Annotated in this window: 7 protein-coding genes; 1 reads left to right on the top strand and 6 read right to left on the bottom strand. The window is 73.3% G+C overall.

The genetic code is table 11. The features are described 5' to 3' along the window. Positions 1–2: 2 nt before the first annotated feature. Positions 3–752 (bottom strand): FadR/GntR family transcriptional regulator, encoded by a 750-nt coding sequence (locus ACGH52_RS37150; protein WP_399945972.1) that lies wholly within the window; start codon positions 750–752, stop codon positions 3–5. A 124-nt stretch (positions 753–876) separates the two neighbouring features. Here ACGH52_RS37150 and ACGH52_RS37145 point away from each other — a divergent pair, with 124 nt between their 5' ends. Continuing rightward, entirely contained in the window at positions 877–1,185 is a 309-nt protein-coding gene (locus ACGH52_RS37145) for a DUF4432 family protein (RefSeq protein ID WP_238696952.1), read from the top strand. Positions 1,186–1,226: 41 nt separating this feature from the next. Here ACGH52_RS37145 and ACGH52_RS37140 read toward each other — a convergent pair whose 3' ends face one another. The 5 genes from ACGH52_RS37140 to ACGH52_RS37120 all read right to left on the bottom strand — a co-directional run bounded on the left by ACGH52_RS37140 (position 1,227) and on the right by ACGH52_RS37120 (position 14,613). Next, entirely contained in the window at positions 1,227–1,976 is a 750-nt protein-coding gene (locus ACGH52_RS37140; protein WP_238696953.1) for a DUF1275 family protein, read from the bottom strand. A gap of 73 nt (positions 1,977–2,049) precedes the next feature. Beyond that, complete coding sequence (locus tag ACGH52_RS37135; RefSeq protein ID WP_399945968.1) at positions 2,050–5,304, bottom strand: family 78 glycoside hydrolase catalytic domain; 3,255 nt, start codon at positions 5,302–5,304, stop codon at positions 2,050–2,052. 32 nt (positions 5,305–5,336) lie between these two features. Further along, positions 5,337–8,732: a glycosylhydrolase-like jelly roll fold domain-containing protein gene (locus ACGH52_RS37130; protein WP_399945965.1), complete on the bottom strand. Its 3,396-nt coding sequence runs from the start codon at positions 8,730–8,732 to the stop codon at positions 5,337–5,339. A 61-nt stretch (positions 8,733–8,793) separates the two neighbouring features. Further along, positions 8,794–11,382: a beta-L-arabinofuranosidase domain-containing protein gene (locus tag ACGH52_RS37125; protein ID WP_399945962.1), complete on the bottom strand. Its 2,589-nt coding sequence runs from the start codon at positions 11,380–11,382 to the stop codon at positions 8,794–8,796. A gap of 216 nt (positions 11,383–11,598) precedes the next feature. Then, positions 11,599–14,613 (bottom strand): glycosyl hydrolase, encoded by a 3,015-nt coding sequence (locus ACGH52_RS37120; RefSeq protein ID WP_399945959.1) that lies wholly within the window; start codon positions 14,611–14,613, stop codon positions 11,599–11,601. Positions 14,614–14,644 lie beyond the last annotated feature (31 nt).

Below are 14,644 nucleotides of genomic sequence, written 5' to 3'. Positions count from 1 at the left end.
TCCTACTCGTCCGGCACGTCGCCCGGCCGGCGGCGGGCCCACGACGACGTGATGTGCTCGCGCATCCCCTCGGCGGCAGCATCGCCGTCCCCGGCGAGCACCGCGGCGGCGACCCGGGCGTGCGCCGCGTGGGTCAGCTCGATGTCCTCGCGGGTGGGGTCCCCGCTGTACTGCGGGGACCGCACGGCCTTGCCCTGGATGCTGGAGACGATGGCCCGTCCGAACGCGTCCCGGGAGGCACGGTGGATGATCTCGTGGAACTCGATGTCCGCGCGCGAGTACGCCGCGGGGTCGTCGATCAGGCCCGCGAGTTCGTCGAGCTTGGCGGAGAGCGCAGCCGCCTGCTCCTCCTCGATGAGTCCGGCGGCACGGGCGGCCATGGCGCACTCCAGGGTGGTCCTGATCTCGATGAGGTTGTCCAGGTAGACCAGGCGGTCCTCGCGCTGGAACAGCGCGTCGAGGACGAGCGGGTCGAGCAGGCTCCACCGGTCCTGGCCGAGGACGACCGTCCCCCAGCCCTGACGGGTCGCCACCAGGCCCTTCTCGGCGAGCGACGTCGTCGCCTCCCGGATCACGGTCCGGCTCACCTCGTACTCCTCGCACAGCTCACCCGCCGACGGCAGGGCCGTGCCCGGCGGGTACTCACCGAGCACGATGGCCCTCACGAGGCTCTGGACGACGGCGGCTGCGAGCGGTGGCCGACGCCGTTGCGGGCGGGACACGGCGGTGGTGTCCGCGGATGGCTTGATCATCTGGTCAGAGACTCCCGATGTTCGTGCAGGTTCGCCCGGCCCTGCTGTCCAATGACCCCAGGTTAGCCGAGCACGTCGAGGTCATCACTCGTATCACAAGTTATGAGTCACTCGTTGGAGAGCGATGCGCATCACCGGATACCGGTCCCTTGCCACGGCCCGCGAGTGGGGACGACCGGTGGGCGACGAGGGCGCGCGCTACGAGCTGCCGCCGCACCGCACCCTGTGGCGCAGCGACAGCGTCGCCGCGCAGGGCGTCTCCGACACCGAGATGCCCGCCCCGCTGCCGGGCTTCGTCGAGCAGGTCTACGAGCACGCGCTGGAGCCCGACGCGGCGGGCCTGGCCCGGCCCCGCCTGGTCAACGAACACCTCGGCGCCTACTTCGAGTTGGAGTTCGACACGGCCCGGTTCCGGGTGGGACACCTGGACTGACCGCGCGCTCCGCGGCCGGGCGGACACGGGGGTGCGGCGCGTCAAGGATCGAGCCGGGCCCCCGTGCGCGCGTGCGCGTTGAGCCACGCCGCCGTCACCAGTAGCGCGGGGAGCAGCGGGACGGCGCCGGGCAGCAGGCCCTCCAGCAGCGTGGCGGCCGCCGCACCCAGGATCAGCAGCGTCATCGTGGCCAGGGCGGGCCACTGGACCCGCCGCGCAGTCACCGCCTCGGCCACGGCCCCGGTCAGCAGGCCCGTCAGGTACGCGGTCGGCACCCGCGCGCCCAGCGCGACGCGGACACCGGCGTTCTGGCAGCCCATCGCGGCCGCCACCGTGCCCAGCATGGCCGTGCGCTCCCCGCCCGACGGGTCCCCGCGCACGGCGAGCCACCACCCCACGACGGCCCACAGCAGCAGAAGTTCGAGCAGCAGGAAGTCCGCCGGGCGCAGTCGGCCGCCCCCTTGGGCACGGCTCGCCGCCCAGGCGGCTCCCGCCGCGCCGAGCACGTAGCAGAGCACCGCGACGGCGGCCAGAGCGCCGAGCGCCGGGTCCGCACCGCCCAGACCGACCCCGGTCAACGCCGAGTTGGCGGTGACCACGCTGGTGAAGACGCCCCCGAGGGCGAGGAACCCCCAGGCGTTGACGGCGCCCGCGGAGAAGGTCAGCAGCCGCGCGGTCCACGCGTCCGCGTGCTGCCCCGAACCCGGCGGGAGATCCCGACACCGATTGGCCTCCGTGGTCCTCTCCTTCGCCTCGACCGGGCCCCGGACGGAATCCTCGCCGACCGTCACCGCGGCACGGGCCGCGACATGCCGGGCGGGGCGGCCGCGACGTACGTCGGCCGCCCCGCCCGGGCTCCGTGTCCTAGCGGCCGCGTGCCATGGTCGACCGGAAGGTCCAGTGGCCCGAGCCGACCTCGTACACGGCCTCCCTTGCGGTCAGGCGCAGCAGCCGCGCCCCGTCGGGTGCGTCGGCACGGATGCCGGCGGCGGGTAGGTGCACCTCCGCGGTGCTGCCCGCGGGGACGTCCACGGTGAGGCGGAAGCGGTCGTCCGAGCGTTCCCAGTCGGTGCGGACGATGCCGTACGGGGTGCGGTAGGAGCCGGCCGCGGAGGTCATGTCGCCCTCCACCGCAGGGTCGATGAGGAGCTTCGCGTATCCGACGGACTCCTCGGTCTGCGCGATGCCCGCGACGCGGGTGGTGAACCAGGAGTCGATGGCGCCGAGCATGAAGTGGTTCTGGGACTGTCCTGGCCCGCCGTCCCAGGACTCGCCCAGGGTCGTGTTGCCCGCGAGCACCTGGTAGCCGTAGCTGGGGCTGGTCGTCTGCGTGGCGATGGCGTGCACGAGGTCGTCGCGGCCCGCCCCGCTCAGCACCCGGAAGGCGGCGGGCAGCGAGATCTCGCCCAGGACCAGGTGGTTTCCGGCGTCCTTGATCGCGTCGGTGAAGTGCATGAGCAGGCGGTCCCGTTCGCCGTCCGGGTAGGCGCCCATGTCCAGCGCGAGTGCTTCGGCGCCGTGTCCGCCGCCGCCGAAGGTACCTGTGGTGGCGTCGTAGTACTTCGCCGTCAGCGCCTCGACGCTCGCGGCGGCCTTCCTCCGGTACTCGTCGGCCGCGGCGGCGTCGCCGAGGAGCGAGGCGATGCGGGCGAGGGTGTCGGCCACCCGCCAGTAGCCGTAGGTGCCCGCCACGGCGCGGGGGAAGGTCCGGTCGGGGGTGAACCAGTCGCCCAGGCCGTAGTCGAGGATGCCGTCGGCGACCTGGGTCTCCAGGAAGGCGGCGTAGCGCCGCATGTCCGGGTAGTACGTCTTCAGGGTCTGGCGGTCTCCGTAGGTGAGATGGAGCTGCCAGGGGACGAGGACGAAGGCGCCGCCCCAGTTGGAGTCGTTGCGGTAGGCGCCCGGGAGGCTGGTGTACTCCGGGACGGTGCTCGGGACCAGCCCCTCCGGCGTCTGCGCGTCGGCCATGTCCCGGACGATCTTGCGGAGGTAGGCCCGCATGTCGTAGTTGCCCGCGAGGGCGGGGAAGACGAGCTGGTTCTGTTCGAGCCAGCCGAGCTTCTCCCGGCTGGGGCAGTCGGTGAGCACGCTCATCATGTTGCCCTCGATGGAGCGGCGGATCAGCGCGTGGATGCCGTTGAGCAGCGGGTCGGAGCTGGTGAAGTCGCCGGCCGAGGTGTTGTCGGCGCGCAGGACGTGTCCGCGGACGCTCACCGTCGCGTTCTCGGGCACACCGCGCAGTTCCAGGTAGCGGAAGCCGTGGTAGCCGAAGCGGGGGTGCCAGGTCTCGGCGCCCCGGCCGCCCGTGGTGTAGCTGTCCCACAGGGGGGCACCGACGTTGATGATGGACTGGAAGGCGTGGCCGTCCTTCAGGCTCTCCGCCGGGTAGGCGCGGATCTCGGTGCCCTTCGGCGCGCGGACGGTGATCTCGGGCCAGCCCGCGATGTTGCGGCCCAGGTCGAAGACGCGACTGCCCTCGGCTCCGTCGGCCTCGCGGCCCTTGAGCGTCTCGACGACGCGGACGGGCTCGGTCTCCCGGGCGCTGAGCAGCGCGGGCCGGTCGGCGGTGCCGGGGCCCGCCACGGCGACCGCGTGCCGCCAGCCGCGCCGGTCGCCGGAGGGCTCGTCCCACCGGGGCAGCTCGCGCCGGGCGTCGTAGTCCTCGCCGCCGTACCAGTGGGAGGCGGTGGTCGGGCCCAGGGTGGTGCGCCAGTCGTCGCCGCTGGTGAGGGTGCGCACCCGGCCGTCGGCCAGCGTCACCTCCAGCCGGGCGATCAGCTTGGGGTCGCTGAGGTTGCCGTAGAGCTTGCGGTAGCGGTCGGCGGTGCTGATGACGTTGGACATGCCGTTGCCGAGGGCGACGCCGAGGGTGTTGGCGCCGGTGCGCAGCTTGTCGGTGACGTCGTACGTGACGTACTGGACGCGTTCGGCGAAGTCCGTGTTGGCCGGTTCGAGGACCGCGTCGCCCACCGGTTGGCCGTTGACGGTCGCGTCGTAGACGCCCAGCCCGGCGAGGTAGAGGCGGGCGCTGCGGACCCGCTGGGGCAGGGTGAAGTCGTCGGTGAGCAGGGGCAGTCCGGCGGGCAGGTAGGGGGTGGGCTGCCGCTGGCCGGTGACCTCGGCGAGCCGGGTGGCGGGCCCGTCGGCGCCGTCGGCGGCGGAGACGGTGTAGTCGACGGGGAGGCCGGGGATCCGGCCGTTGTCGGTGAGGACGTCGGCGCGGGGGTAGAGCGCCACCTCGTCGAAGGTCTTCGTGGTCTTCAGGTCGAGGGTGAGGGTGATCGGCGCGTCGGAGACGTCCGGTCCGGTGTGCGCGGCGCTCGCGTAGCCCGCGGCGGTCTGCAGGGCGCTGTTGGGCAGGCCGTCGACGGCGAGGGCGGGTTCCCAGGTCTTGCGCACGGTGTTGCTCTCGGACGCGGTGACGGCGGCGCCCCGGGCCAGCCCGGTGGTGGAGGCCGTGGAGTCGCGGACGTCGATCTCGCCGAGCTGGAGGCGCCAGGTGCGGTCGGGGAAGGACTCGGCGAGCGGCAGGCCGAGCCGGGTGACGTCGAGTCGTACGTAGCGGGCGGTGGTGCGGGGCAGGCGGACGACGACCGGCTCGATCCTCCGGTCGCTCAGGCGCCAGTCGGGGTGGGTGATCCACTGCGCGTCCCAGTCCGACTGCCGGGTCAGTCCGGTCTCGAAGACGGCGGTGGTGCTCCAGCCGCTGTGCCGGTTGCCGTTGCCGGACCAGAGCATGACGCGCCAGTAGACCTTCGCCCGCGAGCCCAGGTCCTTGCCCGCGTACGTCGTCCCGGGCACGGACGACTCCACCTTCCCGGAGTCCCAGAGGTCGGGGCGGGAGGCGCGGAGCCGCTGGAGGGAGGTGGCGGCCTGGACGCGGTAGGCGGCCTGGCGCGTGTTGCGGGCACCGGCGGTGGTCTGCCAGCTCAGCTCGGGCGTGGTGTCGTCGATGCCGAGCGCCTCGGTGAGGTGCTGGGTGCGCAGCCCGGACGGGGCGATGGTGCCGGTGGTCGCGGCGTCGGCGGTGACCGCGCCGGCCAGCAGGGTGACGAAGGCGGTGACACCGGCGAGGGCGGCGGCGGTTCGGTGTCTGACGGGTGGGTTCGTTCTGGGCATGGCGGCTCCTGGGCGGCGGGGTTGTCGTGGTGTCAGACGCGGCGCAGTCGGACGGTGGTCCGGCGCCGGAAGCGCAGGGTGACCGGGCCGAGCAGGCCGGACGGCAGTGGCTTCTTGCGCTCGTTGGCCAGCGTGTTGGCGACCCGGACCCGGAGCGTGTTGCGCCCGGCCCCGACGTGCCCGGTGACGTCGGCGACGAACGGGGCCCACAGCAGCGGCGGCAGGACGGTGCCGTTGACGGACACCTCCGCGACGTCGCGGACGTCCCCGAGGTCCAGCAGGACGCGGCGACCGTGCAGCCGGGCGGCGTCGACATCGATCCGGGTGGTGTACGTGCCGCTGCCGGAGAACAGCTCGTCGTGCTCCGTCCAGCTGCCCAGGGGCGCGGTGACGGGCTCGGCGCCCTCGCGTTCGAGGGTGAGGGTCCAGTCGCCTTCCACCGGCACCGGGGTGAGCGTGTCGTCGATGCGCACGGTGCCGTGGTAGCGGTGGCCGCCGTCGGCGCCGACGAGCCGGTGGGTTCCGGCCGCCGTCGCCTCCACCGTGGCGCGCAGGGCGTTGCCTTGGCGTTCCACGGACAGGACGGGCAGGGCTGCTCCGGTCAGGTGGGGCAGGTCGCGGTGGCCGCCGCGGACCACGACGACGGCGGTCCGGTAGGGCTCCAGTTCCAGCGGCACCCGCACACCGTCCTTGGTGGCCCGGTACACGGGGGCGGGGCCGCCGGTGCCGGTCGCGGGGTCCCAGGTCTCGGGCACGCCGGTGGCCGGGAGCGCGGCGACGGTGCGCACGTGCGTGCCGCTCTCGTTGTTGATCAGGAAGACGGTGTCGGGGCCCCGGCGTACCCGCAGCACCCGGACGGCGTCCTGGGCCGGGTCCAGGACGGCGGCCGCGGCGCCTGCGGCTACGGCGGCGGCTCCGAGCGCGCCGGTGTCCATGACCCGGACGGCGTGTCCGCGGCCCAGGGACCTGCGGGCGGGCACCCGGTCGCCGAACAGTTCGGAGAGTCCGTGGGCGAGGGTGCGGTCGCCGCCGTCCGCCTCCTCGGTGTCCAGGGCGCCCACCGCGATCACGGTGCCACCGGCCCGGACGAACTCACGCAGCACGCGCACGCCGTCGGCGTCCAGGACCGGTGTGGCGGGAACGACGACGAGGTCGTAGGCGGCCGCCCCGACGACCAGGCGTGCCTCGCGGACCTCGGCGTGGGCCAGCAGCGCGGGGTCCCGGGTCAGGGCGCCCTCGTGCAGCAGGTCGAAGTCCACCTGGGCACGTTCCAGGGCGTAGGCCGCGTCGCTGAGCGGGGCGTCCACGTCCTGCTGCCGGTCCGTGCCGGTCCACTGCTCGGCGGCCCGCTGCGGCTGCAGCAGCGCGGTGCGGGCGGCGGAGGTGCCGCGGCCGGCCTCCATGACCCGGCCGATCCACTCGGCGAGCGGCCGCATGGCCCACCACCAGGGGGCGCGGGGACCGAAGGGCGGCGGGAAGTACACGCGGCTCTCGTCGGTCCACAGTGCGTGCAGCACCGTCAGGTTGACACCGCGGGCGGCCTGCGCGCCGACGGTGGCGTGCACGAATCCCGGGGTGACCTGCCAGCCCATGTTGCCGAACATCTCCAGCAGGGCCCGTTCGCGGCCCATCTGGTGGGCCACGGACACCGGGTTGCGCGGGATCATGGTGGGCTCACCGGCCACGTACTCGGCGGTGATGATGTCGCCGCCGGGCACCTGGGCCCACTGGTTGACCTTGTGCAGGTCGCCGGTGGAGGCGATGCGCTTGGCGGGGGCGGTCTCGTCGTAGAGCGGGTTGGTGATCAGGGCGACGCCGCGCCTCTCGTACCACTGGGCCTGCTTGCGGAACGCGGTGGCGAAGCGGTCGGAGACGGCCTTCCAGAAGTTGCCGCGGGCGATGCGGCCGGAGCGGCCGAGGTCGTCGAAGGCGGCGGCGTAGGCGGTCCCGGGTGCGACGCCGACGGTGCGCAGGGCGCGGTCGAGGGTCGGTGACCACGGCAGGCGCTTGAAGTGGGCCTCGGCCGAGGCGAAGAACGGCTCGTCGTCCCAGAACCCGGGGACGACCGTGCCGAAGTAGCGTCCGAACCGGCGGTGGTACTCGCCCGGGACGATGTCCAGGAACAGCTCGACGGGTTCGTCGTCGAGCAGGTCGACGTAACTGCGGCTGTATCCCTGGCTGTCGTCGGCGAGGAGCACGCCGCCGAAGAGGTCGACCTGCCACTCCCCCGCCGGAACCTGCCACCTGTGGCTCCCGGTGAGCCGGTCGGTCAGGTCCACGACGTCGGTGGCGCCGCCCGATGCCGTCGGCCGGGCGGCAGCGGCCGCGACGGTGAAACTCCCGGGCGGCAGCGCGCGTTCGGGGAAGTCGCCCGCGGCGGCGGAGCGGTCGAAGGAATCGGTGTACAGGGTGGTGCCGTCGGCCGACTCGACGGTGAGGCTCTCCCAGACGGCGCGCTGGTCGCCAACCGCGCGCACCCCGACCCCGCCCGTCTCCTCGGCCAGGTCCTCCACGGTTCCCTTGTCCTTGCCGTCGAGGGTGACGGAGAGGCCGGTGCCGCTCAGGCTGATCCGGAGGGTGTGGAACTTGGTCTTGTTGAAGCCGTCGGTGCGGGGGCTGCGCAGCACCTCGACCGGTCCGGCACCGTCGGTCAGCCGCTCCACCGTGACCACGCCGGTCTGGTCGAAGGCGACGGCGTATCCGGTGCGCCCGTCGGCCGAGCCCCGGACGAGGAGTCCGGCCGCTCCGTGCTCGGCCTTCGCGCTGCCGGTGACGGCGCAGTCCCCCCACTCCGTGCTCGCCCTCAGGACGGCGGCGCCGTCGAGGACGGCGGCGTCCGCGACCAGCCGCCCCGCCTCCACGCCGACGCCCGTGCTGTGCCTGAGGTCGATCGACGCGGGCCCGCGCACCACGGTGGTGGAGCGGGCGAGTGCCTTGAGGCGCAGTTCGGGCCGGGGAGCGTAGGTGCGGCTGCCGACCTGTCCGCCCTTGACGATGAACTCTCCGGCCCGGCCGCTGGGGAAGTGGTCGTCGTTGAACAGCCAGACGCGCATGCCCGTGCGTGCGGCGGTGCGCAGCACGTGGCCCACGATGTCGAACCACTCCTCGGTGAAGAACACCGGCGTCATCTCGGCGTTGTCGAAGGAGAAGAGGATCACCTCGTACATGCCCTTGGACCTCAGGTCCGCGAGCTGGCGGTCCACCAGCTCGGGCGTGACGGGGCCGTTCCAGTACCAGTAGACGGTGGGGCGGCTGTCGTGGCGCGGGTCGGCGAAGTGCCGGGCGGACCAGGCGTCCCACTCCTGCCGGGCCGGTCCGGCCGGTGAACCGCCGGCGTGCGCGGCGTCGGGCAGGCCGACGGCCACGAGGGCGCCGGTGGCACCGGCCGCGGCCACGAACCTGCGTCTGGACAGGGGGTGTTCGGGCATGGCTGTGCTCCTGGGTGGTGGGGTGCGGCGAAGGGCGGCGGCGGTGGCCGCGGTGGTGTGATCAGCCCTGGGCGAGGTGCCGCACCTGCTGGGCGGCGAGGGCGCGGTTGTGCAGCCGGAAGTCGCGGACGGCGCCGTGCAGGTACGGGTGGGTGCTGTTCTGGGACCGGCCCAGGTAGTTCCGGCTGGTCCGGCCGAGCAGGAGGGGACCGGCGACCATGGCAGTGTTCCGACCGGCTTCGGCGCCGTCGACGTAGAGCACACCGGTGCCGTCGGCGAGGGTGAGCGTCACGTGGGTCCATCGGCCCAGGGGCAGCGGTCCGGTGGCGTCGACGAAGTCCTCGGCCTCCATACCCGCGATCTTCAGGGCGGCGCGAGCCCGTCCGGCGCCGGTGGTCGCCGTGAGGAAGAGGTAGGTGTCCTTGCTGTAGCCGAGGTCGAGGACGCGGACGGAGGGGGCGAGGGTGTCGACGCGGACGCGGACGGACACGGTCAGCTCCGCCAGGCCGCTGGGCAGTCCGGCGGGGAGTACGAGGTGCGCGCCGCGGCCGTCGAGCGTCACCGCCGTCGCGTCGCCGCCGGTGTCCCAGGTCGCGCCGCCGGCCAGGGAGCCGTCGGCGAACGTCCCGGTGCGGTCCGCCACCGAGATGCCGTGTCCCTCGTCGAGGGGGTAGCGGGCCACGTCACCGGCGGGCCCAGGCGGGGGCGCGACCGACCAGTACACGTTGTAGCGCTGGTGGTGGACCTCGTGGAAGGGGCGCAGGGCGACCTTCCGGCCGTCTGCCAGGGCGGTGAACCGGGTGGGCTCGCCGGGCGTGCGGCGCAGAGTGTCGGGACGGACGTTCGGCAGCGTCGCGAGCGGCGTGTCCCCGTAGCCGCCCGCCAGGACCAGAGGGCCGTACGACACCGCCTTCACCTGCGGGTTGTCGGGTGCCGGACGCCAGACGGGGACGCGGGGCAGGAAGAGTTCGACGCGGTCCCCGGTCCGCCAGTGACGTGTCACCGTGGTGTAGGTGCCCGGTTCGAGGCGGTTGCCGGTGTGTCGGCCGTTGACCGTCAGCTCGGCGCGAGCGTCGCCCGACGCCAGCCAGCCGGGTATGCGGACCCGCAGCGCGAACCGGGCCCCTCCCGCCGTGACGGTCAGGCGGGTGCGATCGCCGGTGGGGATGTCGGTTTCCTGGCGGAGTGCCACGCCCAGCTCGTCCCAGCGCACTTCGGAGGGGATGAACAGGTTGACGTGGAGCGCGGGTCGGCGGGTGCCCGGCGTGCGGAAGTAGACGGTGTCGGCGAACTTGGTGTGCGTCTCCAGGCCTGTGCCGTGGTCGCAGGAGAAGTTGTCGTAGTCCCCGCTGTAGCTGCCGGGCGCCGAGCCAAGGCCACCCTTCGGTTCACGGCGCGAGCCCGCCCACAGCCCGGTGTAGTAGGTGACGAAGCCGTGCGCCGAGTCGGGGTCCTGCTCGCCGAGCAGCTGGTTGTACAGCGTCCACTCGTAGTGGTCCAGGTACTCCGTGCGCCGCGGATCGTGACGGAAGAGGTCCCGGCCCAGCTTGAGCATGTTGTAGCTGTTGCAGTTCTCGCAGGTGACCTCCGAGAGGCGGCTCGCGGTCTCGTCCGGCGGTCCGAAGAGTTCCTGATTGGAGTTGCCGCCGATGACGTAGGAGTGGTGGCGTACGACGGTGGTCCAGAAGGTGTCGGCGATGTCCAGGTAGCGCCGGTCGCCGGTGGCCTCGTAGGCCGGTACGGCACCGACCACCTTGGCGATCTCCGTGTTGGCGTGCCGCCCGGCGAGTTCGTCGCGGCCGGCGGCGAGCGGCGCGTACAGCTCGTCGTGGTCGAAGCGGCGCGCGGTGCGTAGATGCACCGGGTCGCCGGTCTCCAGGTGGAGCCGGGCGAGGACGTCGTTCATGCCGCCGAACTCGACCTTGAGCACGCTCTGCATCCGCTCGCGCGACAGCGGCGCCGTGCGCGCCTCGGCCCAGGCGGCCATCTCCAGCAGGACGTCGAACGCCTCCCGGTTCCCGCTGAGCCGGTACTGGTCGAGGAGGCCGGCCATGATCTTGTGCAGGGTGTAGTAGGGAGCCCAGGGCTTGCCCCCGGCTTCCAGCTGGTCGAAGACCGACTCCGGGAACGCGGAGAGGTAACCGCGGTGGAACCCGGCCGCCGGTGCCGCCCGCTGGCACTCGGCCAGTGCCGAGACGAGCAGCCGGGCCCGGTCCGCGTATGCCCGCTCGCCGGTGCTGGCGTGGGCCTGGGCCAGGGCACTGAGGAGGTGCCCGGTGGTGTGGCCGCGCAGTTGGACGTCGGGGGCCTCCCAGCCGCCGCAGGGCTCGGCGGACGAGGTCAGGCCGACGTTGAGCCGGAAGGTGTGCAGCAGCCGGTCGGGGTCCACGAAGAGGAGGTACGCACAGGTGCGCCGCATGTTGGCGAGGAAGGGGCTGTCGAGCAGGCGGACGGCCGGGAGCGGGAAGGGCTCGAGTGCGGGCCCTGGACGGCGGTGCGCACCGCCCGACGGCGGGGGCGTCGCCGCGGCGGGGGCTGCCGGGGGTGCCGCGACGGAGGCGGTCGGTATCGCGGCGGTGGCGGTGGCGGCCGACGCGGTGAACAGGACCTGGCGTCGGGAGGGGGCGGGTCTGCTGTGCGGGGCGGGCATGGTGCGGGATCAACTCCCTTCGATTGAATCGTTTTATTCGATTCGACGGAGACGCTAAGTGGCGCCACCAGGAGCGTCAAGGGTTCCCACAAGAACCAGCTGACCCGTCACAAGTCCCTGCGAACCGCAAGTCCGCGGACGCCGCGCGGGCATGACTCGGCGCGGACGGGCCTTGGCGCCGTCCGCGCTGTTTTGAATCGTTCAATCCAGTGGGAGTCAGACCGTCTTCTGCGCGTACGGGACCAGCCGCACGGGTCCCACCAGCCCGTACTCCTGGCGGGCGAGCCCTCCGAAGACCTCCGGGCGGCTCACCCGGAGCCGGTTGACGAGGGGCGTCGCGACCTCGATCTCGATCGTGTTGGTGCCCCGGCGCAGCAGCGGGCCGACGTCGACGACGGGGTTGAGACGGTCGGCCGGTGCCGCGTCCCGGCCGTTGACGCTGACCCGGAAGGTGTCGCCGACCTGCCCCAGTTCCAGGAGGGCGCCGTGGGCGGAACTCCAGTCGCCGGGGAGGGTGACCGTGGTGCGGTAGCGGCCGATGCCCGCGCTGTCCTCCAGTTCCGGGATGCTCGACCAGGGCAGCAGCGTGTCGAGCTTCAGGGTGCGGCGCACCCGTTCGGTGCGGGTCGGGCGGTCGCCGGGGCGCCAGTCCTCGACCTCGACGTGCCACCGGCGCGGCTCGATCGGGCCGGGGACGGCGGGGAGGGTGGTGGTCACGGTCCGACCCTGGGACAGCAGCGTGCGGTAGGTGCCGGACGCTGCGGCCCGTACGGTGAGCCCGTGCGCGGTGAACAGCACCTCGTCGGCGTCCGAGGAGAGGGCGTGCGGGCGGTTTCCGTGCCGGTCGCCGAACAGGCCCGGGCGCCCCAGCGCGACGACGAGCGTCTGGCCCGGCCGCAGGGCGACGCGGAACGTCACGTCCTGCCCGTCCCGGGTGTACCGGCCCACCCGTACGGCCTTGCCCGTCCAGGGGTCGAGGAGGTAGGGCACCGCGTCGCGGCCGTGTGTGCGGCGCAGGGTGACGTCGTGATCGATGGGGGCCACGGGCGGCTTGACGGTCTCCGCGTGCTTGCCGTTGACCAGGTAGTAGTAGTCCGCTTCCGCCGTGACCCGGTGGGCGTTCAGGAGCGTCGACGGAACGGAGTGCCGTACGTCCGGGGTGACGCCGAGCGCGGCGAGGGCGTCACCGACCGCGGCCTTCTCGGTGACGCGGACGACGCCCGGCAGCGCGAGCAGGCGGGCGAGGACCGCGCGCAGCCGCTCGGTCTCACCGGCCGCGGTCATGCCGGGTGTCAGCGCCTGGTCGAAGGCGCCCAGGAGCACCACGGGCAGTCCGGCCTCGGCGAACGCGAGGATCCTGCGGGCGTCGGCGAGGGCGAGGGTCGGGGTGGAGCCGTAGAAGAAGTCCCCTTCGACGAAGAGCGCCTTGTAGGCCGGCCCGCCGGGGGCGAGTCGCCCGCCGGAGACGGTGGCGTTCGGCAGGTCGAGGAGCGGACCGCTGAGGAACTGATGCGTCCATCCGAGCGGCACGCCGGTCGAGGTGAACCAGGACGCGCCGATGCCCGTGGCCGTGTAGCCGGTCTGCCGGAACACGGCGACGTCCGCGCGGGCGGTGCCCGACTGCAGCACCGCGTGGACCCGGCCGAGGTAGCCGGCGATGTCCGCGGCGTGCCGCCAGGTGGGCTGCCGCGGCCCCCACGACTCGCCGTACCCCGGCGCGCCGTTGTAGGGGCTGAACGCGGCGAAGCCGGGCCACTCGGCCTCGGGGGCACTCGCGTACGAGAAGCCGTGCAGCACCGTCTGGTTGACGCCCGCCGCGTAGGCCCCGCCCATGCTGCGCAGCACACGGTCCCATGTGGTGCTGTACGCCGAACCGTTGTAGGCGCCGGCCTCGCAGGACAGGACGGTGTGCCCCGCCATGTCCCGGCCTCCGGCCAGGCACCGGTAGTCGTCAAGGTTCTTGAAGCCGAGGGACTCCCCCTCCGCGATGTCGAGGTTCGCCGCGGTGGCGATGGCGTCGGTCTGCAGACCGTACGGCTGGGCGCGCAGGGTCATGCCGAGGCCGTGCGCCCAGTCCCTCAGGGCGCCGACGTGGTGCCGGTTGAACAGGTCGGAGACCGTGGCCCAGAAGTCGTGCCGGATCTGCCGGGTCAGCTGGGCCTCGAAGGCGAACACGTGGTTGCTGTCGTCGAGGACGATGGCGGGCAGGCAGGGCAGCAGCGGCCGGCCCGTGCGCTGCTCGAAGGCCTCGGGCAGACGCGCCGTCCAGACCAGTCCCTCGGACTCCAGTTCCACCGAGTCCTCGAAGAAGGCGCCGCCCGCGGCCTTCAGCAGGCGTCGCAGTGAACCGGTGAGGAGGTGCCGTTCCCAGTAGTCGGTGACGGCGGTGGTGCCCGCCGCGCTCAGGTGGTCGACCACGTGGGCGGCGGGCGCCGAGTGCGGCCCCGATTCCGGCTGCTGTCCCGAGCCCCGTCGCCAGTAGGAGATCAGCAGCCACTCGCCGTCCGCGGGTGCCGTCCAGGTCAGGCCGTCGTCGGTGACGGTGTCCGTGAGGTCGCGGACGCTGTCGGGGTCGAGGCCGGTCTCCTTGCGGGTGGAGTGGGCGGGGTCGACACGGGCGGCCTGGACGGCGAGGAGTCGCTGGGCGCGGACCCCGGACGCCGCCTCGTGGACGGGCGCGGGTACGGGCCCGCGGTACGTGGTCCCGGCGGCCAACGAGGTGTACCCGTGGGCGAGTTCCTGGGCGGCCGCCTCGTCGTCGGGGGTGACTCCGGGGACGGCCACGGGCCAGCTCGGGCCCAGGGTGAGGTCGATGGTCAGGCCGCGCCGCACGGCCCGGCGCAGGGCGGCCTCGACACCGTCGCGCCAGGGTCTGCTGCCCCAGCCGTGGTGGGCGGTGTCCAGGAGCGACTTGTCCCGGACGCTGTGGTGTACGGCGGCGATCTCGGCCCCGCCGAAACCGGCGTCCGCGATCTGGTCGATCTCGCGGGCCACCTCGTCGGGGTCCACCAGACCGTCCGGCCACCACCAGCGGAACTTCGGGCGCACCGACCGCGCGGGGTCGGCGAACCACCGGGCCGAGCCGGCGGCCCGTTCGGCGGCCGGGCCGGTGGGGAGGGCGGCGACGCCCGGCGAGCCGGTGACGGCGGTGGCGGTCACCCCCGCCGTCACGGCGGCGGCCAGCACCGCGCGTCGGGACATCCCGCCACGCTGCGAGACGAGTTCGTGCATGAGTGCGCCCCAGGGTTCGGAGGAGGTATCC

This window comes from Streptomyces sp. BBFR25, assembly GCF_044590125.1.
Taxonomy (GTDB): domain Bacteria; phylum Actinomycetota; class Actinomycetes; order Streptomycetales; family Streptomycetaceae; genus Streptomyces; species Streptomyces canus_D.
The sequence above is the reverse complement of the archived record's forward strand: the minus strand, read 5'-3'. Positions and strand labels throughout refer to the sequence as shown.